Here is a 26,641-nt window from a genome sequence, read left to right on the forward strand (position 1 = left end):
AAACCACCTCCTCCTCATAGTTATAAACTGACATGGTATTTCAAAGAAGAAAGAATTAGGTAATATTATGTGTCTTATTAGCGTTGAATTTAAGAGAGGGGGTTAGGTTGTTAATGAAAACGAAAAAGGCAACTAATAGAATTACGTCGGTATTAATAATACTAACGTTTTTATTTAATATATTAATAGGTATTAGCCTATTTCAAGAGAATGTAAATGCAGAAACATATGCATTGGACTTTGAAGAAGAAAATGAAACAATTTCATATTTTGCGTACGGTGGTTCAAATATTACGATTGACGAAAACGACGCATATAATGGAAAGAAAAGTATTAAAGTTACAAACAGGAATTCAATATGGAGCGGTGTGGCTGTTGATGTTAAGAACATTATTAAAAATGGAACCACATGGGTGATATCAGGATATGTAAAGCACAACAATCAAAAACCAGTCGCTTTCGGCATTTCTGCAGTTTATGATGATGGAAGTGGAGTAAAAAATGCTCTATTAGGCGAGGTTGTAGCGGTACCAAATTATTGGAAAAAGATTGTTGGCAGGTGGAATCCAAATTTAAATAATGTAAAAAAATTGGTAATTGTGATACACACTATTGTGGAAAGTAGAATAGATTTCAATGTTGACTGTATTCGTATAATGGACGAGAACAGCTATTTGTCAGGTGGAGTAATACATTCCACTGGATTTGAAAGCGGTACAACTGAGGGATGGCAGGCAAGGGGAAGTGGTGTAACAATAAAGGCTGACAGTTCAGTTGCGTATTCTGGTAAGTACAGTCTGTACGTAAGTGGGCGTACATCTAATTGGCATGGAGCACAAATTCCTGTTGACACTATTTTGAAGCAAGGGAAAGTATATAAGATAAGCGTTTGGGTATATCAGAACAGCGGTTCTACACAAAAGATGTCATTGACTATGCAAAGGAGATTTGCAACTGATTCTACAACAAGTTATGAAAACTTGATATATAACAAGGATGTACCAAATAATACTTGGGTTGAACTCAGTGGAAGTTATTCAGTTCCAGAAGGTGTTACTGTAAATGAGTTAATACTGTATGTAGAAGCTCAAAATGCAAGTTTATCATTCTGGGTTGATGAATTAAAAATATATGATTCATCTAAGTTAGCTGAACCTGAATGGGAGATACCTAACTTAGTTGAGAAATACAGAGATGATTTTAGAATTGGAGTTGCTTTTGGAAATACAAGCCTTGCTTCGGAGATGGAAAAGAAGCTTATTTTAAAACATTTCAACAGCATTACACCAGAGAATGAAATGAAACCTTCTGAGTTGTTAATAAATGAAAATACGTACAATTTTAGCAAAGCAGATTCATTTGTGAATTTTGCGATAAGCAATAACATGACAATAAGAGGTCATACACTTGTATGGCATCAGCAGACACCCGATTGGTTTTTTAAAGACTCTAATGGAAATACATTGAGTAAAGACGCATTGCTTAGCAGATTAAAACAGTATATTTACGATGTGGTTGGAAGGTACAAAGGCAAGGTTTATGCTTGGGATGTGGTGAATGAAGCTATAGATGAGGGTCAAAGTGATGGATACAGAAGATCTAATTGGTATAACATATGTGGACCTGAATATATTGAGAAGGCATTTATATGGGCACATGAAGCAGATCCTAATGCAAAATTGTTTTACAACGATTACAATACAGAAAATAGCCAAAAGAGACAGTTTATATACAACCTGATCAAGAGTTTGAAAGAAAAAGGAGTTCCAATTCATGGAGTGGGTTTACAGTGTCACATAAATTTAGATTGGCCGTCAATTAGTGAGATAGAGAATACAATAAAGTTGTTTAGCTCAATACCTGGCATAGAGATTCACATTACAGAGCTTGATATGAGTTTTTATCAGTGGGGGTCAAGCACTAATTATGCTGTCCCTCCAAGAGAGTTGCTTATTAAGCAAGCCCAGAGATATAAAGAATTGTTTGATTTATTCAAAAAATATAAGAATGTAGTCACAAATGTTACGTTTTGGGGATTAAAGGATGATTATTCATGGCTAAGCAAAAACTACGGAAAGAAAGATTATCCGTTGCTATTTGATGAAAACTATATGTCCAAATATGCTTTTTGGAGTTTGATAGATCCATCTATAGTTCCTACAACCACAACTTTACCAACTCCGCCAGAGATTCAACTTCCAACATTAACCCCAACGCCAACTGCAAGCGTGACTCCGACCCCGACAGTGACACCTACGCCGACAGTAACAGTAACACCAACTCCAACGCCAACACCGACACCGACAGTAACAGCAACACCAACACCGACACCGACACCTGTTAGCACACCTGCGACAAGCGGACAGATAAAGGTACTGTATGCTAACAAGGAGACAAACAGCACGACAAACACGATAAGGCCATGGTTGAAGGTAGTGAACACGGGAAGCAGCAGCATAGATTTGAGCAGGGTAACGATAAGGTACTGGTACACGGTAGATGGAGACAAGGCACAGAGTGCGGTATCAGATTGGGCACAGATAGGAGCAAGCAATGTAACATTCAAGTTTGTGAAGCTGAGCAGTAGCGTAAGTGGAGCGGACTATTACTTGGAGATAGGATTTAAGAGTGGAGCGGGGCAGTTGCAGCCTGGGAAGGACACAGGAGAGATACAGATAAGGTTTAACAAGAGTGACTGGAGCAATTACAATCAGGGGAATGACTGGTCATGGATACAGAGCATGACGAGTTATGGAGAGAATATGAAGGTAACGGCGTATATAGATGGGGTGCTGGTATGGGGTCAGGAGCCGAGTGGAGCGACACCTGCACCGACAGTGACGGTTGCACCGACACCAACACCGACAGTGACACCAACACCGACACCGACAGTAACACCAACTCCAACGCCAACACCGACACCGACACCTGTTAGCACACCTGCGACAAGCGGACAGATAAAGGTACTGTATGCTAACAAGGAGACAAACAGCACGACAAACACGATAAGGCCATGGTTGAAGGTAGTGAACACGGGAAGCAGTAGCATAGATTTGAGCAGGGTAACGATAAGGTACTGGTACACGGTGGATGGAGACAAGGCACAGAGTGCGGTATCAGATTGGGCACAGATAGGAGCAAGCAATGTAACATTCAAGTTTGTGAAGCTGAGCAGTAGCGTAAATGGAGCGGACTATTACTTGGAGATAGGATTTAAGAGTGGAGCGGGGCAGTTGCAGCCTGGTAAAGACACGGGAGAGATACAGATAAGGTTTAACAAGAGTGACTGGAGCAATTACAATCAGGGGAATGACTGGTCATGGTTGCAGAGCATGACGAGTTATGGAGAGAATGTGAAGGTAACGGCGTATATAGATGGGGTGCTGGTATGGGGTCAGGAGCCGACGGGAGCGACTGCAGCACCAATAGCGACACCAACACCTACTCCAGCACCTACAGCAACCCCAACCCCAACATCGACACCGACGCCAACACCAACAGCTGCTCCAACAATCACGCCAACTCCAACAATCACAGCTACCCCGGCTCCAACTCCCGCACCAACATCAACACCGGCATATTTGGACGATACGAACGATGACTGGCTCTATGTAAGCGGAAACAAGATTGTTGATAAAGACGGCAGACCTGTTTGGCTAACAGGCGTGAACTGGTTCGGTTACAATACAGGAACGAATGTATTCGATGGTGTTTGGAGTTGTAATCTCAAAAGTACTCTTGCAGAAATAGCAAATAGAGGCTTTAACTTGTTGAGAGTACCAATCTCTGCAGAGTTGATTCTGAACTGGTCACAAGGTATTTATCCAAAGCCCAACATAAACTACTACGTAAATCCAGAGCTTGAAGGCAAAAACAGTCTGGAAGTATTTGACATAGTAGTACAAACATGTAAAGAAGTTGGTTTAAAAATTATGTTGGATATTCACAGCATAAAAACAGACGCAATGGGACATATATATCCAGTATGGTATGATGAAAAATTTACTCCAGAGGATTTTTATAAGGCGTGCGAGTGGATTACAAATAGATATAAAAATGATGACACTATTATAGCTTTTGACTTAAAAAATGAGCCACATGGAAAGCCATGGCAAGATACAACATTTGCGAAATGGGATAATTCAACAGATATAAATAATTGGAAATATGCAGCTGAAACATGTGCAAAACGTATACTGAATATAAATCCAAACCTTCTAATTGTAATTGAAGGAATCGAAGCCTATCCAAAGGACGACGTTACATGGACATCAAAATCCTCCAGCGACTACTATTCAACATGGTGGGGCGGTAACTTGCGAGGTGTTAGAAAATATCCTATTAATCTGGGTAAATATCAAAATAAAGTAGTATATTCACCACATGATTACGGGCCATCTGTTTACCAGCAGCCGTGGTTTTATCCAGGGTTCACAAAAGAGTCTTTACTACAAGATTGTTGGCGTCCGAATTGGGCGTACATTATGGAAGAAAACATTGCGCCTCTTCTGATAGGTGAGTGGGGTGGTCATCTGGATGGAGCCGATAACGAAAAGTGGATGAAGTATCTACGAGATTATATCATAGAAAATCATATTCATCACACATTTTGGTGCTTTAATGCTAACTCAGGTGACACTGGAGGATTGGTTGGATACGATTTTACGACATGGGATGAGAAAAAGTACTCATTTTTGAAACCGGCTCTTTGGCAAGACAGTCAAGGTAGGTTTGTTGGATTAGATCACAAGCGACCCTTAGGTACAAATGGGAAAAACATTAATATTACAACATATTACAACAATAATGAACCAGAGCCAGTTCCAGCTACAAAATGATAATATACATTAAATAGGAATTTATGGATATATGAGAAAAATTTAAGGTCAGTAGGGGACTTGTATAGTTAAAGTCATTAAGCAAGCGAATTAAAGGGAAGAAGGGGGTGATAGAAAACGGCTAAAAACTAAGTAATTATTAAACATTTATTGAAGGAACTAAATATAAGTTTCGAAATTATGCCATCCAATGCGATTAATTAAGATTAATTATCAAATCAATCAAAAAAAGGGGGTTAGGGTTAAAAATGCTTAAACTAAAAAAAGCAATAAAAAGGATAACATTGTGTGTTGCTGTGGTATTTCTATTGCAGATTTTCTTTCTATTTTCAGGATACAATAACAGCGATGTAAAAGCAGCAACAACCTTTAACTATGGTGAAGCTCTTCAAAAAGCGATTATGTTTTATGAATTCCAGATGTCAGGTAAACTGCCATCATGGATCCGTAACAACTGGCGAGGAGATTCTGGTCTAAATGATGGTAAAGATGTAGGTTTAGATCTTACTGGTGGCTGGCATGATGCAGGCGATCATGTAAAGTTTAATCTACCAATGTCATACAGTGCTTCAATGCTTTCGTGGGCAGTTTATGAGTATAAAGCAGCATTTGAGAAAAGTGGCCAGCTTGAACATATACTTAACCAGATAGAATGGGTAAACGACTACTTTGTAAAATGCCATCCATCAAAGTATGTATACTACTATCAAGTTGGTGATCCAATTGAAGATCATAACTTCTGGGGACCAGCTGAAGTTATGCAAATGAAACGACCAGCATACAAGTGTGATTTAAATAATCCAGCAAGTTCAGTTGTTGCAGAAACAGCAGCATCCTTAGCTGCAGCTTCAATCGTTATACGTGAAAGAAACAGTCAAAAGGCAGACACATATTTGCAGCATGCGATAGAACTCTTTGATTTTGCTGATAGAACTCGTAGCGATGCAGGGTATACGGCAGCAACCGGCTTTTACACATCAGGTGGCTTTATTGATGATCTTGGCTGGGCGGCAGTGTGGTTATATCTTGCGACAAATGACAAATCATATTTGGATAAAGCTGAGGCACTTATGGCAGAATATGCTGGTGGTACAAATACATGGACACAGTGCTGGGACGATGTAAGATACGGAGCAATTTTGCTTTTGGCAAAGATTACTAATAAAGACATATATAAAGGTGCTGTTGAAAGAAATCTTGATCATTGGACATATAACATAACATATACACCTAAGGGTCTTGCATGGCTAACAGGGTGGGGCTCACTTAGGTATGCTACAACTGCAGCTTTCTTAGCGTTTGTTTATGCAGATTGGTCGGGATGTCCAGAAAACAAGCGAACAGCTTATCTAAAATTTGGTGAGAGTCAGATTAACTATGCATTAGGTTCAACAGGAAGAAGCTTTTTGGTAGGATTTGGACAAAATTATCCTCAACATCCACATCACAGAAATGCACATAGTTCATGGGCGAACAGTATGCGAATACCCGAATATCATCGACACATACTTTATGGTGCATTAGTAGGCGGACCAGGCCCTGATGATAGTTACAATGATGATATTACTGACTATGTACAAAACGAGGTGGCTTGTGACTACAATGCAGGTATTGTGGGTGCTTTAGCAAAAATGTACCTTATGTATGGGGGAGACCCAATACCTAATTTCAAGGCTATCGAAAAGCCAACTAATGATGAAATTTTTGTTGAATCCAAGTTTGGTAATTCACAGGGTGCAAACTATACTGAAATAATTTCATACATTTATAACAGAACAGGATGGCCACCTCGAGTCACAGATACTCTAAACTTTAAGTATTTTATTGACCTAAGTGAGTTAATCAAGGCTGGGTATGGTCCTGATGTTGTTAAAGTAGAGACATATTATTCAGAAGGTGGAAAAATATCTGGACCATACGTATGGAATGCGTCAAAGAACCTTTACTATATATTAGTTGATTTTACAGGAACAAAAATATATCCAGGTGGGGAAGTAGAACACAAAAAACAAGCTCAATTTAAGATCTCTGTACCACAAGGCGTTCCATGGGATCCAACTAATGACCCATCGTATGCAGGATTAACAAAAGAACTTAGTAAAAATAAATTCATAGCAGCTTATGAAGGTAACGTGCTGGTATGGGGGCAAGAACCAGAGGGATCCTCAAGTTCAACGCCAACACCAACACCTGCACCGACAGTGACGGTTGCACCGACACCAACACCGACAGTGACACCAACACCGACACCGACAGTAACAGCAACCCCGACACCGACACCTGTTAGCACACCTGCGACAAGCGGGCAGATAAAGGTACTGTATGCTAACAAGGAGACAAACAGCACGACAAACACGATAAGGCCATGGTTGAAGGTAGTGAACACGGGAAGCAGTAGCATAGATTTGAGCAGGGTAACGATAAGGTACTGGTACACGGTAGATGGAGACAAGGCACAGAGTGCGGTATCAGATTGGGCACAGATAGGAGCAAGCAATGTAACATTCAAGTTTGTGAAGCTGAGCAGTAGCGTAAGTGGAGCGGACTATTACTTGGAGATAGGATTTAAGAGTGGAGCGGGGCAGTTGCAGCCTGGGAAGGACACAGGGGAGATACAGATAAGGTTTAACAAGAGTGACTGGAGCAATTACAATCAGGGGAATGACTGGTCATGGATACAGAGCATGACGAGTTATGGAGAGAATATGAAGGTAACGGCGTATATAGATGGGGTGCTGGTATGGGGTCAGGAGCCGAGTGGAGCGACACCTGCACCGACAGTGACGGTTGCACCGACACCAACACCGACAGTGACACCAACACCGACACCGACAGTAACAGCAACCCCGACACCGACACCTGTTAGCACACCTGCGACAAGCGGGCAGATAAAGGTACTGTATGCTAACAAGGAGACAAACAGCACGACAAACACGATAAGGCCATGGTTGAAGGTAGTGAACACGGGAAGCAGTAGCATAGATTTGAGCAGGGTAACGATAAGGTACTGGTACACGGTAGATGGAGACAAGGCACAGAGTGCGGTATCAGATTGGGCACAGATAGGAGCAAGCAATGTAACATTCAAGTTTGTGAAGCTGAGCAGTAGCGTAAGTGGAGCGGACTATTACTTGGAGATAGGATTTAAGAGTGGAGCGGGGCAGTTGCAGCCTGGTAAAGACACGGGAGAGATACAGATAAGGTTTAACAAGAGTGACTGGAGCAATTACAATCAGGGGAATGACTGGTCATGGATACAGAGCATGACGAGTTATGGAGAGAATATGAAGGTAACGGCGTATATAGATGGGGTGCTGGTATGGGGTCAGGAGCCGACGGGAGCGACTGCAGCACCAATAGCGACACCAACACCTACTCCAGCACCTACAGCAACCCCAACTCCAACATCGACACCGACGCCAACACCAACAGTGACAACAGTACCAACACCAACGCCAACACCAACTCCGAGCAGTGGGATAGTGAGAATAGATACTAGCACATTAATAGGAACCAATCACGCACATTGCTGGTACAGAGATAAACTGGAGACGGCATTGCGAGGAATAAGGTCATGGGGTATGAACTCTGTGAGGGTAGTGCTAAGTAATGGTTACCGATGGACGAAGATACCAGCAAGTGAAGTAGCAAATATTATATCATTATCAAGAAGTCTTGGGTTCAGAGCTATAGTATTAGAAGTTCACGACACGACAGGATATGGTGAGGACGGGGCAGCATGTTCATTGGCGCAAGCAGTGGAATATTGGAAGGAGATAAAGAGTGTATTAGACGGTAACGAAGATTTTGTAATTATAAACATTGGTAATGAGCCGTATGGGAACAATAACTATCAAAACTGGGTTAATGACACGAAGAATGCTATAAAAGCGCTGAGGGATGCGGGATTCAAGCACATGATAATGGTGGATGCGCCGAACTGGGGTCAGGATTGGTCTAATACTATGAGAGACAATGCTCAGAGCATAATGGAAGCAGATCCGCTGCGCAATTTGGTATTTTCGATTCATATGTACGGTGTATACAATACAGCAAGCAAGGTAGAAGAATATATCAAGTCATTTGTGGAGAAAGGGCTGCCATTAGTTATTGGGGAGTTTGGGCATCAGCATACAGATGGTGATCCTGACGAGGAAGCTATTGTCAGGTATGCAAAACAATACAAGATAGGACTTTTTAGCTGGTCTTGGTGTGGCAATTCAAGCTATGTAGGGTACTTGGACATGGTAAACAATTGGGACCCCAATAATCCAACTCCATGGGGACAATGGTATAAAACTAATGCGATTGGTACTAAATAAAGTGAAGTGCGAAAATTATTTGAAAGGTATGATAGTTCAATAGGCACTAATGTATGAATTATTAGTCAAATGACAGGGTGGGTTTTCTATACGCCTGCCCTGTTGATTTTATGAAACACACATTATGCAAAAAAACATCAAAAATTTGAACCATTAACTTAACCACAACTGAATAGAATGCTTTTATATTCGTATTTGTCCAGAATACCCATCCCATAAAAGTTCTATGCATTATCGATTGTTAAAAATGTTGCATTGCAGAGTGCTAAGTGTATAATTATTAGAAAGTCATCATAAGAACTCTGTGCAACCAATGTTATGCTTTTTTAATTGCTAAAACAATAAAAAAAACAATTAAAAAAATTTCTAAGCAGTGTTTGACTGTCAACATATACAGTAAAAGCAAAGGAGTGAAAAATTAATGAAAAACAAAAATGTATTATTATTACTCTCAATTCTGATTGCCACCGGATACTTTATTCTCCAGGTTATTTCTATTGGCTCAAGAGAAATACCAACGACATATTGGGCATCCAAAGAAGAGGGCAGTACAATTGAAGTGAGAATTTCACCCAAGATGTTTATAAAGGACTTCTTTATCTATTTTGGTTACGGAGATGGGAAAGTTGATATACAATTTTTGAACGATAACTCTGTAATATTCCAACAATCTGTCCAATCAGCCTTTTTTCAAGGTAAGGTAATATCAGTTAATAACGTCGTTGACAAAGTGCTTATCGTGACACATGGAAATGGTCTTGAGATTAGAGAAATTGCAGCAAAAAAAGATGACAAACAGTTTATAGATTTTTCAAACGCAGCAATTGGTATTTTAAAAGGCTTCAACTATTCAGGAAATCCTTATAATTTAGTTGATGAGCAAACCAAAATGAAAAGTATAGTAAGTTACCGTTACAGTTCTTATTTTGATGAGATATATCATGCAAGAACAGCCTACGAACTGTTAAAAGGGCTGCCACCTTATGACTTAGTTCATCCACCCTTAGGTAAATGGTTAATATCAGTTGGAATGGCAATATGGGGAGTGAACCCATTTGGATGGAGAATTGTTAATTTAATTTTTGGTTCAATTGCATTGGTTCTTATACTAATTTTATTCACTAAGCTACACAAACCCTCATTTTGGTGCGGAATAGCAGTTATAATATTGATGGCGAGTGACTTTTTGCATAATAGCTTGTCGAGAACAGCGAACCTCGATACATTCAGTTTATTTTTTATTCTTTTATGTTCAATTTTTGGAATGTCGTACATAAGTAGTATACTAAAAAGGAAAGAAAAATTATCCAAAACGAATTTAGCGTACTTTTTGTCATTTTCAACTGGAGGATTAGCATTTGCATGTAAATGGAATGCTTTGTATTCAATTATACCTATTTTGACAATTTCATTCGCATATAGAGTGTATAATCTTATAAAAAGTAATGACAAAAATTGGGTTATAAAGGCGATCAAGAATGGATTATTATCCATCATAGCTTTTTTAATACCTTATTATCTTACATACCTGCCAATAACAATAAAATACCCATATCATAATTTACCAGGGGCAGTCATAAGTGATTTTGTAATGTTGCAAAACCATATTTGGAAATACCATTCGACGTTAGTGGCAACGCATCCATTTTCTTCTGAGTGGTATCAATGGTTATTGGCAACGAAACCACTATGGGCTTATTATGACAATTCGTTGCCAAGTAATTTACGTTCGACTATTGCATATTTAGGGAATCCAGTTATGTGGGGTCTGGGGTTGTTAGCGCTGGCATATTTATTGATAGTGGCTCTGAAAAATCCCAAAAACAATTTGAGTTCTTTTATAGTAATTGCAAGCTATATGTCTTCAATTGTTCCATGGATGTTCATAGGTAGAATCAAGTTCATATATCATTATTACCTTGCATTACCTTGGCTTTACATAGCGATAGCTATGGCAATTGATAATCTAAGTCTAAAGCAAGGATTAAAAGAAAAAGTCGCAATGACAGTAAGTAGTTTAGCTCTGATTATGCTTATCATATACTATCCTGCTGTGAGCGGTTTGACTGTGTCAGCAAAATACATTAATATGCTAAAGATAATGAAGAGTTGGATATTCTAACAAAGTTGTGTAAATAGAGAAGGGGAGAATGAAAAACAAGATGTCAAATAGAAAGTATGAAGCAGTAATCAAGCTTGACGTTGCAAATAAAAAAGTTGTAGCAATAATAACATACAGTATACTAATTACAATATTGCCGTTAGGCTGGTGGATGGCTAATTTCGGTGAAGTGATGTTTAAAAGCAGGCAGCCGAATAGAATAATAGTGAGTATTATAACAATAATTGGAATTATTTTTTACAGCTACTATTTAAACTTTTGCAACAACAAATCGCAGATTTCAAGAATAGAATTCATATGGATGCTATTCACCGCATTTTTTGTAAGATTGGCTTTAGGTGGTGCAATATCGGGACATCCGATAGATGTAAACTGTTTCAAGGCATGGATGAACATTGCTTCAACAGATATGTTCAACATTTACGAGAAGAACATTTTTATTGACTACCTGCCAGGATATTTAATCATCTTAGCATTATTTAAAAACATTGCTTCGATAGTCCACAGTACCATTTCAGAGGACCTACTTATTAAATTACCGAACATCTTAGCTGACATTGCCATTGGAGTAATGGTGTTAGGCCTTAAGCAAAAGTGTGGAAGTCGACCAACTCGTGAGGAAAGTACAATAATTTTGTTTAATCCCGCACTAATTTTGCTCTCATCACTGTGGGGACAGAGTGACAGCTTTGTATCCATGTTGTTGGTTATGCTATTTGTTAGCTTAGTTTACAATGCCCATATTTTAGCTGGATGTTTAGCAGCCTATTTATTGTTCACAAAACCTCAATTTATCTTATATTTTCCGCTAATAGCACTATACTGGGTATACAATCTTTGGCTTAGAAATAGAACAGTGGACATAATAAAACAAATAATTTCTTTTAGCATTGTAAGCGGCGGATTGTATTTTCTTTTCATGCCTCATAAGGAAATTTTATGGCTTCCAAAGTTCTTTATAAAAATAGCAGGAGAATATCCTTATTACACAGTAAATGCATTTAATATCTATTACGCTGGAGGCTTAAATTGGGTCAAAACAGGAGGTATGTACAATTGCATAAATATGATTGTTTTAGCAATTGCCTACATTTTGGTTTTGGCGCAGATTGGTGTTAGGTTGGAAAAACCAAGTGATCATTTAATCCAACTGAGGTATCTCCTGCAAGGTGGTTTTATAGTTGGATTACTTTCTTATAACCTTATGACAGGTATGCATGAAAGATATTCAATATTTGCATGGTTATTTTGTCTAATGGTATATGTACTGATTAATGACATAAGATGGTTAAGGATATCAATGATTATTTCCTTGCTAACCTTTCTGAATATATCGAAGGTTTTGGATCTATCTCTGTCAAACATTTATTTTGTTCAAAGAGATCTTTCGAACTTTATAGTGGCAATAGCGAATATTGTCATTCTTTTTGCATCACTTTATATTATTACTAACAGCCTATTAAAGCACAAAAATAATGCAAAAGTATGACAGCATGAATATTCGAAAATAAAAGAAGAGACTTTAGGAGGGTGGCAAAAATGAAGAGTAAAAAGAGAAACAAAAGACAAAAAGACAAGCAAAAAAAACAGCAAACGAAAATTCAGTTCAAAGAACTTTTGAGGTTGCCTATTGTAAAAAGTTTTATAATCATATTAATTTTGTCCTTATTGATAACAACAATATATAGCACAACAACAATTGTAATCAGAAAAAATATTGCCAAACATTTTTTCACAATCTCAGATGAAAATTATCAAAATGTAGCATATCTCAATAATAAATTGGTTATGTTTGAAAAGAATGGTAAATGGGGGATAATGGATACAAAGGGAAAAATAATAGTAAAGCCTACATATGAAAGGATACTATTAGAAAGTGAAGGAATGATTCCAGTTAAGCTTAAAAATAAATGGGGCTTTATTGATATCTATGGAAAAGTTAAGATAAAACCCCAATTTGACAATGTAACTGCATTCACAAACCAGCTTGCAGCTGTGTGTGTGAACAACAGGTGGGGAATTATAGATAAGTCAGGCAAATATACTTTAAAACCTCAGTATCAAGACATAATTATACATCCAAGCAAAATGATTCAAACTAAAAAGTATAATAAATGGGGAATTATTGATGAAAAAGGAAATCAAATTATACCGTTTAAATACAAAGAGATACAAATTTTGAATTACAAGGGTGTCATTGTTGCTAAAGAAAAAGATAGTTACAAAGTAATATCGATCAAAAACAAAAAGGAAAGTAAAGAAAACTATAGCAACTTTTCATTAAACATTGGGAAAATGTTACCTGTTATGAGAAACAATAAGTGGGGCATTTTAAATCTTGAAACGTTATCAGAAGTTTTTCCGACGATTTATGATGAAATATGGGTCCACAATGAAGGCTGGCTAGAGCTTAAAAAAGATAAAAAGTTGTACATTATGTTTTCTGACGGTAAAATATTATCTAAAACTTTTCAAAGGGATTCAGTAGTTGTTTCTTCAAACAAAATGATTTCAATAAAACAAAATAATGGAGTCATAACCTTAGTAAATCTTGATTCACGAAAGACAGTAGATATAAAAGCGCATGATATAACAGTATTTAACAATGGTTTCGCGGCAGTCAAGGTTAAAGGCAAGTGGGGGTTGATTGCAGAAAATGGGAAGTTTGTTATTAAGCCAAAGTATGATTCTATCTGGATAGCAGACAAAGACATAATTGTAGTTTATCTCAATGGAAAGTGGGGGTTAGCGAAAATGAACGGGGAAACTTTAACACCACTGAACTATGATTTAATAGGCGAAGTAAAAGATGGGTACGTAGCATTTCTAAAAAATGGCAAATGGGGCGTGATGCTAAAGACAGGCAAAATACTGCTGAAACCGAAATTTGATCAAATTACACTTCATACAAGGAACTATATATTTGCTAGACAAAATGATACTTGGTTTCTCATAGTAATTAAGAATAATAAAAAATATTTCTACAGATTCAAAACGTTCTCTGTGATGAGAGTTAATAACAATATTTGGGCATATACTACAAAGAAAGGCATGAAAGTTATTATTCTAAAAAAATAATTATGAAATAGTTATAATGATTAACCCACAAAAAATGAGTAAGCAAAAATTTTAAATTGAGGAGGTTTATTATGAATAAAAAGAATCTATTTTTGGTAATGGGTATATTGCTTATTTCAATCATCTTGTCGTTGTTTATTTTAAAGGGTAAAATTGCGAGGATAATTGATGATCATAAGGTAGTGTTAGAGGTAAATGGAGAACAAGTTACCAAAAGAGAGTACAAAATAAGGTTTAATACCCTGAAAGAGAATGCAATTCAATTTTCATCACGTACAGACATCTTGGATCAGGTGTTTAACGGAAAAACATATAGAGAGTTATTGAAAGATGAATTGTTCACGATTTTAACAGAAGAATTGTTGTGCCTACAAGAAGCTAGGAGAAGAAATATTAATCTCACAAAGCAAGAAGAAGAAGAAATAAAAAAATATATTCAAGAGCTTAAGGCAAATGAGGAAATGAGAGGTTATTTTAACCAATATCTCCGAAAAATAGGTTCTGATGAAAATCATTTTTATAGAGATCTGTATAAAACTAGAATCATTAATAAGTTATATAGTTCTATTACAAGCAAAACAACTGTTAGTGACTCAGAGATAGTTAATTACTATAATACCAATAAGAATCAGTTTAAAAAGAGAAAAATCATGGACATTTTTCTAAAGGTGGAGAATGAAGAGGAGGATGCTCGAAAAAGAGAAATTGCAAATAAAATAGTGTCTGAATTAAAAAAAGGAGAGAATTTTGAAAAATTGGTCAAAAAGTACTCAGAGGATGATAGTGCAAGTATAACAAAAGGAATAATTGATTACTTTAGAAAAGGCGAAAAAGAAGCAGAGTATGGTAGTGTTTTTGAAGAAGAGGTGTTTAAATTAGCTGTTGGACAAATCAGTAATGTAATAAAGACAGTTAAAGGTTATCATATAGTAAAAGTACTTGATGAAAAATATATGCCTCTTGATGAAGTGAAGGAAGAAATTCAATCAAAGTTGATGAAACAAAAGAAAGACGAAGTTTTTAGGTTATACATTGAAAATTTAAAAAAATCATCTAAAATCAATGTTTATAAGGATAGAATAAAAGATCTTTAAACAAAAATTTAAATTGATTCTACTTGCATAGAAGTTTAGAAAAAATGCAACAATTGTTAATATAAAAAAGAGCAATATTGTAATAATTATTTGCAAAATAATGATAGAATTAATTTGCCTTAAAAATATAAAATAATATATGGTAGGAAGCGTGTAAAAAATTTAATACAATACGAAAGACAGAAGTGAGGGGATAGAAACTAAAGATAAAGTATAATTTTCAATTACCCAACTCAGACTATTAAATCCATAATTGAAAGGAGGGGGATTAAGATGCGAAGGGGTATAGCGTTATTTATTGCAATTATCTTTTTATGTACAGTGATGTATAGCTTAACTTTTCCAGTGAAGGCAGAGAGTATAGTCACCACTCAAAAATACATTTGGAAAAATGTAAAAATTGAAGGTGGCGGCGGTTTTATTACGGGAATAGTTTTTAATCCTAAAGAAAAAAACTTAGTTTATGTAAGAACAGATATTGGCGGTGCTTACAGAAGTACAGATGGTGGCAATACGTGGACACAGCTTATGAATTGGGTTAGTTTTGATGAGTGGAATTTATTAGGCGTAGAAAGTATAGCAACAGATCCTGTTGATCCAAATCGACTCTACATTGCTGCTGGTACTTACACTAATAGTTGGACAAATATGAATGGGGTCCTTTTACGTTCAAAAGATAAAGGTAATACATTTGAACGTACTCCTTTACCATTCAAATTGGGCGGTAATATGCCTGGTCGAAATATGGGAGAGAGATTAGCTATTGATCCGAATAACAATAGTATCTTATATTTAGGTACACGCGAAGGAAATGGACTATGGAAAAGTACAGATTATGGCGTAACATGGAAAAAAGTAGAGAACTTCCCGAACCCAGGAACATATGTTGAAGACCCGAATTGCCCTTATGATTATTTGAATCATATCACAGGTGTAGTATGGGTTGTATTTGATCCAACGAGCGGTAAACCCGGAGAAGGAAGCAAAGTGATTTATGTAGGGGTAGCCGATAAAAATACAAGCATATACTATACAAAAGATGGTGGGCAAACATGGGAGGCACTGCCAGGACAACCTACAGGTTTACTTCCACAACGTGCAAAGTTAAGTTCAGATGGGATGCTGTATATAACATATAGCAATACTCAGGGCCCTTACAACGGTGACTATGGAGAAGTATGGAGATATAATACTAAAACTGGCGAATGGAAAAACATAAGTCCAATGCCAGCAAAAGATACTTATTTTGGATATGGAGGATTAGCTGTTGACGCTCAAAATCCAAAGGTGGTAATGGTAGCAGCTTTGAGTTCATGGTGGCCCGATACTTATATTTGGCGTAGTACAGATGGTGGTGAAACATGGAAGTGTATATGGGAATGGGCTGGATATCCTAACAGAACGCTTCACTACACTATGGATATTTCTGCAGCTCCATGGTTGAATTTTGGTATTACGAATCCAATTCCTCCCGAGACAAGTCCAAAGCTTGGTTGGATGGTTGCAACCCTTGAGATTGATCCATTTAACTCTGATAGAATGTTATATGGGACAGGTGCTACGTTATATGGGTGTGATGATTTAACCAAATGGGATAAAGGTGAAAAGATAACAATTAAAGTAAAAGGAATTGGGATAGAAGAAACATCAGTTGCAGCATTAGTAAGCCCGCCAATCGGACCACATTTATTTAGTGCAATATACGATATCGCAGGGTTTAGACATGATGATTTGGAGAAAGCACCCAACTGGACATATACTCAACCCAATATGGGTTCGACTACTGATATAGATTACGCTGAATTGAATCCAAACTTTATGGTGCGCGTAGGGAACGTTGACAAAACATGGAATCCAAACACAAACAGAATTGGTTTTTCATATGATGGTGGGAAATCATGGTTCCAAGGTAATCAAGAACCTCAAGGAATGACAGAAGGTGGAACAGTTGCTGCAGCTGCTGATGCTAGTGTAGTTGTGTGGGCACCAAAAGGTGCTCCTGTATCCTATTCCACAGACAATGGTAATACATGGTATCAATGTGCTAATGTACCTTCCGGAGCGATTGTATACTCTGATAGAGTAAATCCAAACAAGTTTTATGCTTTTAAAGATGGGAAATTCTACATTAGTAGTGACAAAGGAAAAACCTTTGTTCAATCACCAGCTTCTGGCTTGCCAACAAGCGGGAACTTTAAGGCTGTTCCTGGTCGTGAAGGTGATATATGGTTAGTCGGCAATAATGGAATGTGGCATTCGGTTGATGGTGGTTATACATTTACAAAAATTGCAAATGTAGAGGAAGCAGCAAGTATTGGGTTTGGTAAACCTGCAGAGGGAAAAACATATCCGGCAATCTACACTTATGCAAAGATAAGTGGAATCAGAGGAATATTTAGATCTGATGATGCAGGTGCAAGTTGGGTAAGAATAAATGATGATAATAATCAATTTGGTTGTGCTAATGCAGACATTACTGGAGACCCAAGAGTATATGGAAGAGTATTCGTTGCTACTAATGGTTTAGGAATAAAATGGGGTGAAATTGCTGATAGTGCTACAATTCCAACATCAACGCCGATATCAACAACAACTGCGTCACCTACTCCAACACCGACTCCCACAGTAACATCCACCCCGACACCTACACCGACGCCAACTGCAACCCCAACCCCAACAGTGACCCCGACGCCGGCACCGACAGTGACGGTGGCACCGACACCAACACCGAGCAGCAGTCCGGTTGCAGGTGGGCATATAAAGATATTGTATGCGAACAAGGAGACCAATAGCACAACTAACACGATAAGGCCTTGGTTGAAGGTAGTAAATAGTGGTAGCAGTGCGATAGATTTGAGCAGGGTAACGATAAGGTACTGGTACACGGTGGATGGTGAGAGGGCACAGAGTGCGGTATCAGACTGGGCACAGATAGGAGCAAGCAATGTAACATTCAAGTTTGTGAAGCTGAGCAGTAGCGTAAGTGGAGCGGACTATTACTTGGAGATAGGATTTAAGAGTGGAGCGGGGCAGTTGCAGCCAGGGAAGGACACAGGGGAGATACAGATAAGGTTTAACAAGAGTGACTGGAGCAATTACAATCAGGGAAATGACTGGTCATGGTTACAGAGCATGACGAGTTATGGAGAGAATGTGAAGGTAACGGCGTATATAGATGGAGTGTTGGTATGGGGTCAGGAGCCGAGTGGAGCGACACCTGCACCGACAGTGACGGTTGCACCGACACCAACACCGACAGTGACACCTACACCAACAGTAACACCAACTCCAACGCCAACACCGACACCGACAGTAACAGTGACACCAACACCGACACCGACACCTGTTAGCACACCTGCGACAAGCGGGCAGATAAAGGTACTGTATGCTAACAAGGAGACAAACAGCACGACAAACACGATAAGGCCATGGTTGAAGGTAGTGAACACGGGAAGCAGTAGCATAGATTTGAGCAGGGTAACGATAAGGTACTGGTACACGGTAGATGGAGACAAGGCACAGAGTGCGGTATCAGATTGGGCACAGATAGGAGCAAGCAATGTGACATTCAAGTTTGTGAAGCTGAGCAACAGTGTAGAAGGAGCGGACTATTACTTGGAGATAGGATTTAAGAGCGGAGCGGGGCAGTTGCAGCCTGGTAAAGACACAGGGGAGATACAGATAAGGTTTAACAAGAGTGACTGGAGCAATTACAATCAGGGGAATGACTGGTCATGGTTGCAGAGCATGACGAGTTATGGAGAGAATATGAAGGTAACGGCGTATATAGATGGAGTGCTGGTATGGGGTCAGGAGCCGGGTGGAGCGACACCTGCACCGACCCCAACACCGACACCGACAGTAACAGCAACCCCAACACCGACACCGACACCAGCACCGACTCCGACAGCGACGCCGACACCAACACCAACACCGACGGTAACACCGACGCCGACCCCGACGCAGACAGTTGCGCCTACACCGACGCCGAGCAGCACACCGAGCGGGCTTGGCGAATATGGGCAGAGGTTTATGTGGTTATGGAACAAGATACATGATCCTGCGAACGGGTATTTTAACCAGGATGGGATACCATATCATTCGGTAGAGACATTGATATGCGAAGCACCTGATTATGGTCATTTGACCACGAGTGAAGCATTTTCGTACTATGTATGGCTTGAGGCAGTGTATGGGAAGTTAACAGGTGATTGGAGCAAATTTAAGACGGCATGGGACACATTAGAGAAGTATATGATACCGTCGGCTGAAGATCAGCCGATGAGGACATATGATCCTAACAAGCCAGCGACGTATGCAGGTGAGTGGGAGACACCGGACAAGTATCCATCGCCGCTTGAGTTTAATGTACCTGTTGGCAAAGACCCATTGCATAATGAGCTTGTGAGCACATATGGTAGCACATTGATGTATGGTATGCACTGGTTGATGGACGTAGACAACTGGTATGGATATGGCAAGAGAGGGGACGGAGTGAGCCGTGCATCATTTATCAACACGTTCCAGAGAGGGCCTGAGGAGTCTGTATGGGAGACTGTACCGCATCCGAGCTGGGAGGACTTCAAGTGGGGCGGACCGAATGGATTTTTAGATCTGTTTATTAAGGATCAGAACTATTCGAAGCAGTGGAGATACACGAATGCACCTGATGCGGATGCGAGAGCTATTCAGGCTACTTACTGGGCGAAGGTATGGGCGAAGGAGCAAGGTAAGTTTAATGAGATAAGCAGCTATGTAGCGAAGGCAGCGAAGATGGGTGACTATTTGAGGTATGCGATGTTTGACAAGTATTTCAAGCCATTAGGATGTCAGGACAAGAATGCGGCTGGAGGAACAGGGTATGACAGTGCACATTATCTGTTATCATGGTATTATGCATGGGGCGGAGCATTGGATGGAGCATGGTCATGGAAGATAGGTTGCAGCCATGTGCACTTTGGATATCAGAATCCGATGGCTGCATGGGCATTAGCGAATGATAGTGATATGAAGCCGAAGTCACCGAACGGAGCGAGTGACTGGGCGAAGAGTTTGAAGAGGCAGATAGAATTTTACAGGTGGTTGCAGTCAGCGGAGGGAGCGATAGCAGGAGGCGCGACAAATTCATGGAATGGCAGGTACGAGAAATATCCGGCAGGTACAGCGACATTTTATGGAATGGCGTATGACCCGAACCCGGTATATCGAGATCCTGGCAGCAACACATGGTTTGGATTCCAGGCATGGTCGATGCAGAGGGTAGCGGAGTATTACTATGTGACAGGAGATAAGGAGGCAGGTGCACTGCTTGAGAAGTGGGTAAGCTGGATAAAGAGTGTAGTGAAGTTGAACAGTGATGGTACATTTGCGATACCATCGACGCTTGATTGGAGTGGGCAGCCAGACACATGGAATGGGACATATACAGGTAATCCGAACTTGCATGTGAAGGTAGTAGATTATGGTACGGATTTAGGAATAACGGCATCACTTGCGAATGCACTACTTTATTACAGTGCAGGGACGAAGAAGTATGGGGTATTTGATGAGGAAGCGAAGAATTTAGCGAAGGAATTGCTGGACAGGATGTGGAAGTTGTACAGGGATGACAAGGGATTGTCAGCGCCAGAGAAGAGAGCGGACTACAAGAGATTTTTTGAGCAAGAGGTATACATTCCGGCAGGATGGACAGGGAAGATGCCGAATGGAGATGTAATAAAGAGTGGAGTTAAGTTTATAGACATAAGGAGCAAGTACAAACAAGATCCTGATTGGCCGAAGTTAGAGGCGGCATACAAGTCAGGGCAGGTACCGGAGTTCAGATATCACAGGTTCTGGGCACAGTGCGACATAGCAATTGCTAATGCAACATATGAAATTCTGTTCGGCAATCAATAATAAGTAGGTAAATGAAAATTTAGCGGGGTAGCACATCTATAGGTATAGTGTGCTGCCTCGCTAAAATCCTGTATAGAGGTGTTCAAAAAATAGTACAAAAAATAAAGAAGTATAATGGCATAAATGCATAAAAAAGAGGGAGTTAGGTTTTATGATAAGAGTAAAAACAAAAATAGGAAAGAAATGGTTGAGCATACTATGTACAGTTGTTTTTTTATTGAACATTTTGTTTATAGCAAATGTAACGAATTTACCCAAAGTTAATGCGGCTACATCTAATGATGGAGTAGTGAAGATAGACACAAGCACGTTAATAGGAACCAATCACGCACATTGCTGGTACAGAGATAAACTGGAGACGGCATTGCGAGGAATAAGGTCATGGGGTATGAACTCTGTGAGGGTAGTGCTAAGTAATGGTTACCGATGGACGAAGATACCAGCAAGTGAAGTAGCAAATATTATATCATTATCAAGAAGTCTTGGGTTCAGAGCTATAGTATTAGAAGTTCACGACACGACAGGATATGGTGAGGACGGGGCAGCATGTTCATTGGCGCAAGCAGTGGAATATTGGAAGGAGATAAAGAGTGTATTAGACGGTAACGAAGATTTTGTAATTATAAACATTGGTAATGAGCCGTATGGGAACAATAACTATCAAAACTGGGTTAATGACACGAAGAATGCTATAAAAGCGCTGAGGGATGCGGGATTCAAGCACATGATAATGGTGGATGCGCCGAACTGGGGTCAGGATTGGTCTAATACTATGAGAGACAATGCTCAGAGCATAATGGAAGCAGATCCGCTGCGCAATTTGGTATTTTCGATTCATATGTACGGTGTATACAATACAGCAAGCAAGGTAGAAGAATATATCAAGTCATTTGTGGAGAAAGGGCTGCCATTAGTTATTGGGGAGTTTGGGCATCAGCATACAGATGGTGATCCTGACGAGGAAGCTATTGTCAGGTATGCAAAACAATACAAGATAGGACTTTTTAGCTGGTCTTGGTGTGGCAATTCAAGCTATGTAGGGTACTTGGACATGGTAAACAATTGGGACCCCAATAATCCAACTCCATGGGGACAATGGTATAAAACCAATGCAATTGGTACATCTTCTACACCAACACCTACGCCGACAGTAACTCCAACCCCGACACCGACAGTAACAGTAACAGCAACCCCGACCCCGACACCGACACCTGTTAGCACACCTGCGACAAGCGGACAGATAAAGGTACTGTATGCTAACAAGGAGACAAACAGCACGACAAACACGATAAGGCCATGGTTGAAGGTAGTAAATAGTGGTAGCAGTGCGATAGATTTGAGCAGGGTAACGATAAGGTACTGGTACACGGTGGATGGAGACAAGGCACAGAGTGCGGTATCAGATTGGGCACAGATAGGAGCAAGCAATGTAACATTCAAGTTTGTGAAGCTGAGCAGTAGCGTAAATGGAGCGGACTATTACTTGGAGATAGGATTTAAGAGTGGAGCGGGGCAGTTGCAGCCTGGTAAAGACACAGGGGAGATACAGATAAGGTTTAACAAGAGTGACTGGAGCAATTACAATCAGGGGAATGACTGGTCATGGTTACAGAGCATGACGAGTTATGGAGAGAATATGAAGGTAACGGCGTATATAGATGGAGTGCTGGTATGGGGTCAGGAGCCGAGTGGAGCGACACCTGCGCCGACAGTGACGGTTGCACCGACCCCGACACCGACAGTAACACCCACCCCAACTCTGACGCCAACCCCAACCCCAACTGCAACACCAACGCCAACATCGACATCGACGCCAACACCAACAGTGACAACAGCACCAACACCGACGCCGAGCAGCACACCTGCGACAAGCGGGCAGATAAAGGTACTGTATGCTAACAAGGAGACAAACAGCACGACAAACACGATAAGGCCATGGTTGAAGGTAGTAAATAGTGGTAGCAGTGCGATAGATTTGAGCAGGGTAACGATAAGGTACTGGTACACGGTGGATGGAGACAAGGCACAGAGTGCGGTATCAGATTGGGCACAGATAGGAGCAAGCAATGTAACATTCAAGTTTGTGAAGCTGAGCAGTAGCGTAAATGGAGCGGACTATTACTTGGAGATAGGATTTAAGAGTGGAGCGGGGCAGTTGCAGCCTGGTAAAGACACAGGGGAGATACAGATAAGGTTTAACAAGAGTGACTGGAGCAATTACAATCAGGGGAATGACTGGTCATGGTTACAGAGCATGACGAGTTATGGAGAGAATGTAAAGGTAACGGCGTATATAGATGGAGTGTTAGTATGGGGTCAGGAGCCGAGTGGAGCGACACCTGCACCGACAGTGACGGTTGCACCGACACCGACACCGACAGTAACAGCAACCCCAACACCAACACCGACACCGACACCAGCACCGACTCCGACAGCGACGCCGACACCAACACCAACACCGACGGTAACACCGACGCCGACCCCGACGCCGACGACAGTTCCAACACCTGCCCCGACACCTGTACCTGGGGTGAATGCTATTTATGTGGCACCAAGTGGAAGCCCAGATAATCCTGGTACCATTGATCGACCTACTACATTAGAAAAAGCAATCACGATAGTACAACCTGGGCAGATAATCTACATGAGAGGTGGGACGTATAAGTATTCTGTGCAGATCACAATTGAAAGAAATAATAGTGGTACAAGCAATGCAAGAAAATGTATTTATGCATTTCCAAATGAAAGGCCAATATTGGACTTTTCATCTCAACCATATGGGAGTGTGGACTCAAATCCAAGAGGATTACAGATTAATGGGAACTATTGGCACATAAAAGGATTAGAAGTCATGGGAGCTGCGGACAACGGAATCTTCGTAGGAGGCAGCTACAATATAATTGAACAATGTGAAATTCATCATAACAGAGATTCAGGTTTGCAGATAAGCAGGTATATAAGTTCTGCAACCAGAGATGAGTGGCCAAGTTATAACTTGATATTGAATTGTACATCACATGACAATATGGATCCAGATAACGGTGAAGATGCAGATGGTTTTGCATGCAAACTAACAGCAGGACCAGGAAATGTGTTCCGAGGTTGTGTAGCGTACTACAATGTTGATGATGGTTGGGATTTATACACAAAAAGTGAGACAGGAGCTATTGGTGAAGTATTAATTGAGGATTGTGTGGCATATGGTCACGGGCAAACATCAAACGGAAGTGCCACATCTAGCAGTGATGGAAATGGCTTTAAGCTAGGAGGCAGTAATATAAAGGTCAATCATACAGTGAGAAGATGTATAGCATTTAATAACAACAAACATGGATTTACTTATAATAGTAATCCGGGTAGCATAACAGTGGAAAATTGTACGGGCTATAATAACGGTTTAAAGGTAAGTGGAAGGAACTTTTATTTTGAAGAAGGTACACACGTGTTGAAGAATTGTTTATCATACAAAGAGAGTGCATCGAGTGATTTGGTAAGTGGAACGATAATTAATTGTGTTTTGTGGAGTAATAGGCAAGCAATAAAGCCAAATGGTCAACTGGTAACCGATAATGACTTTTACAGCTTAACACCAACTATAACAAGGAATAGTGATGGGAGTTTAAACTTAGGAGACTTTTTAAAGCCAAAGCCTGGTAGTGGTTTAGAAGGAATAGGAGCAAGGTAATTACCTTACCCTCTCCGCTTGAAAGCAAAAAATAGAAAGGTCAAGCGGAGAGGGGAAGGATGAAATCTAAGAATAAAAAAGAGGAGGTTTGGGTGATGAGTAACAAGAAGATTTTAGCCATTATAGTCAGTTTGATAATGGTTGTATCATTGTTTACAGGGATTGGGTTGCGTAATGAAGTTGCAAAGGCGGCGACACTTTTGACAGATGATTTTGAAGATGGCAACAGGGATGGATGGTCGACCTCGAACGGTAGCTGGAGTGTAGTAGTGGATGGGAGCAAGGTTTTAAAGCAGGCTAGCACAGGATCTGAGGCGAGAGCGTATACTGGTTCATCTGACTGGAGCAATTATACAGTTGAAGCGAAAGTTAAGGTATTGGGTGTGAAGGATTTGAGTTCAGGTGCGGGAGTGATAGTGAGATATAAGAACTCAGGTAACTTTTATGCGTTGGTATTGAGAGATTCAAAGATAGAGATAGTGAAGAAGGTAAACGGGAGTAGGAGTACATTGGCGTTCAAGTCGTTTGCGTTGAAGCAGGATACCTGGTATAATGTGAAATTAGAAGTAAATGGGAACAAGTTAATTGGATATGTTAATGGGAGTCAAGTATTAAGTGCAAGTGATTCATCGATTGCGACAGGGAAAGCAGGTTTAATAGCTGACAGGTGTGTTGCTGAATTTGATGATGTTATTGTAAATTCAAGTGTGAGCGGTCCAGCACCTACTCCGGCACCAACACCGACTTCATCAGTGACACCAACACCAACGTCAACTCCAACGCCAACCAAAACACCTACTCCAACTTCGACACCAGTACCAACACAAACTCCAACAGTAACACCTACTCCAATCCCAAATACTGGTGGTGTTTTAGTTATTACAGATACAATAATTGTTAAATCCGGTCAAACATATGATGGTAAAGGAATAAAAATAATAGCTCAAGGAATGGGTGATGGAAGTCAATCTGAAAATCAAAAGCCCATATTTAAACTTGAAAAAGGGGCAAAGTTGAAAAATGTAATAATTGGAGCGCCAGGTTGTGACGGGGTACATTGTTATGGTGATAATGTGGTTGAAAATGTTGTATGGGAAGATGTTGGAGAGGATGCGTTGACTGTAAGAGGTGAGGGGGTAGTGGAAGTTATTGGTGGTTCAGCAAAAGAAGCTGCTGACAAGGTGTTCCAACTTAATGCACCGTGTACATTCAAAGTAAAAAACTTCACAGCTACAAATATAGGAAAGCTTGTAAGGCAAAATGGTGGTACTACTTTCAAAGTAGTTATTTATCTTGAAGATGTAACATTAAACAATGTAAAAAGCTGTGTTGCAAAATCTGATAGTCCAGTATCAGAACTGTGGTATCATAACTTGAATGTAAATAATTGCAAAACATTATTTGAATTTCCGTCCCAATCGCAGATACATCAATACTAATTGTTCATTTAAGAAAGGAATAATGACGTTTTAGTGAGTAAAATAGAGAAAAAAGTAGATAAGAGTGCGTGTGATGAATTTGATATTTATATGAAGTCCTCAAATTCATCACACGCCACTTTTTTGGATGAGTCTTTTGTAGGTTATTACAATTGAAGATAAAGA

Annotated in this window: 9 protein-coding genes; all 9 read left to right on the forward strand. The window is 39.9% G+C overall.

Features of this window, described 5'->3' with window-relative positions; translation table 11 throughout:
• Positions 1–113 precede the first annotated feature (113 nt).
• The 9 genes from OTJ99_RS04250 to OTJ99_RS04290 all read left to right on the forward strand — a co-directional run bounded on the left by OTJ99_RS04250 (position 114) and on the right by OTJ99_RS04290 (position 26,476).
• Positions 114–4,838, forward strand: coding sequence for an endo-1,4-beta-xylanase (locus OTJ99_RS04250; protein WP_045165098.1), 4,725 nt, complete (start codon positions 114–116; stop codon positions 4,836–4,838).
• A gap of 248 nt (positions 4,839–5,086) precedes the next feature.
• Positions 5,087–9,160, forward strand: a complete 4,074-nt coding sequence (locus OTJ99_RS04255; RefSeq protein ID WP_083943508.1) for a glycoside hydrolase family 9 protein — start codon at positions 5,087–5,089, stop codon at positions 9,158–9,160.
• A 421-nt stretch (positions 9,161–9,581) separates the two neighbouring features.
• A complete protein-coding gene (locus OTJ99_RS04260) occupies positions 9,582–11,282 on the forward strand; it encodes a glycosyltransferase family 39 protein (RefSeq protein ID WP_045165097.1) in 1,701 nt (566 codons plus the stop codon).
• Between the two features lie 28 nt (positions 11,283–11,310).
• Positions 11,311–12,771, forward strand: coding sequence for a hypothetical protein (locus tag OTJ99_RS04265; protein ID WP_045165096.1), 1,461 nt, complete (start codon positions 11,311–11,313; stop codon positions 12,769–12,771).
• A 134-nt stretch (positions 12,772–12,905) separates the two neighbouring features.
• A complete protein-coding gene (locus tag OTJ99_RS04270; RefSeq protein WP_235374632.1) occupies positions 12,906–14,360 on the forward strand; it encodes a WG repeat-containing protein in 1,455 nt (484 codons plus the stop codon).
• A 71-nt stretch (positions 14,361–14,431) separates the two neighbouring features.
• Positions 14,432–15,454 carry a peptidylprolyl isomerase gene (locus OTJ99_RS04275; RefSeq protein ID WP_045165094.1) on the forward strand — a complete coding sequence of 341 codons (1,023 nt, stop codon included), beginning with the start codon at positions 14,432–14,434 and terminating at the stop codon, positions 15,452–15,454.
• Between the two features lie 273 nt (positions 15,455–15,727).
• The gene (locus OTJ99_RS04280; RefSeq protein ID WP_045165093.1) at positions 15,728–21,352 is read left to right on the forward strand and encodes a glycoside hydrolase family 48 protein; all 5,625 of its coding nucleotides are present in this window, start codon (positions 15,728–15,730) and stop codon (positions 21,350–21,352) included.
• A gap of 154 nt (positions 21,353–21,506) precedes the next feature.
• Positions 21,507–25,037, forward strand: a complete 3,531-nt coding sequence (locus OTJ99_RS04285) for a cellulose binding domain-containing protein (protein ID WP_045165557.1) — start codon at positions 21,507–21,509, stop codon at positions 25,035–25,037.
• A gap of 95 nt (positions 25,038–25,132) precedes the next feature.
• Positions 25,133–26,476, forward strand: a complete 1,344-nt coding sequence (locus tag OTJ99_RS04290) for a pectate lyase (protein ID WP_045165556.1) — start codon at positions 25,133–25,135, stop codon at positions 26,474–26,476.
• Positions 26,477–26,641: the final 165 nt, after the last annotated feature.

The sequence above is a fragment of the Caldicellulosiruptor naganoensis genome (assembly GCF_026914285.1).
Taxonomy (GTDB): Bacteria; Bacillota; Thermoanaerobacteria; order Caldicellulosiruptorales; family Caldicellulosiruptoraceae; genus Caldicellulosiruptor; species Caldicellulosiruptor naganoensis.

Coding starts and splice junctions, on each gene's coding strand:
- OTJ99_RS04250 (WP_045165098.1), top strand. CDS start 114: ATGAAAACGAAAAAGGCAACTAATAGAATTACGTCGGTATTAATAATA.
- OTJ99_RS04255 (WP_083943508.1), top strand. CDS start 5,087: ATGCTTAAACTAAAAAAAGCAATAAAAAGGATAACATTGTGTGTTGCT.
- OTJ99_RS04260 (WP_045165097.1), top strand. CDS start 9,582: ATGAAAAACAAAAATGTATTATTATTACTCTCAATTCTGATTGCCACC.
- OTJ99_RS04265 (WP_045165096.1), top strand. CDS start 11,311: ATGAAAAACAAGATGTCAAATAGAAAGTATGAAGCAGTAATCAAGCTT.
- OTJ99_RS04275 (WP_045165094.1), top strand. CDS start 14,432: ATGAATAAAAAGAATCTATTTTTGGTAATGGGTATATTGCTTATTTCA.
- OTJ99_RS04280 (WP_045165093.1), top strand. CDS start 15,728: ATGCGAAGGGGTATAGCGTTATTTATTGCAATTATCTTTTTATGTACA.
- OTJ99_RS04290 (WP_045165556.1), top strand. CDS start 25,133: ATGAGTAACAAGAAGATTTTAGCCATTATAGTCAGTTTGATAATGGTT.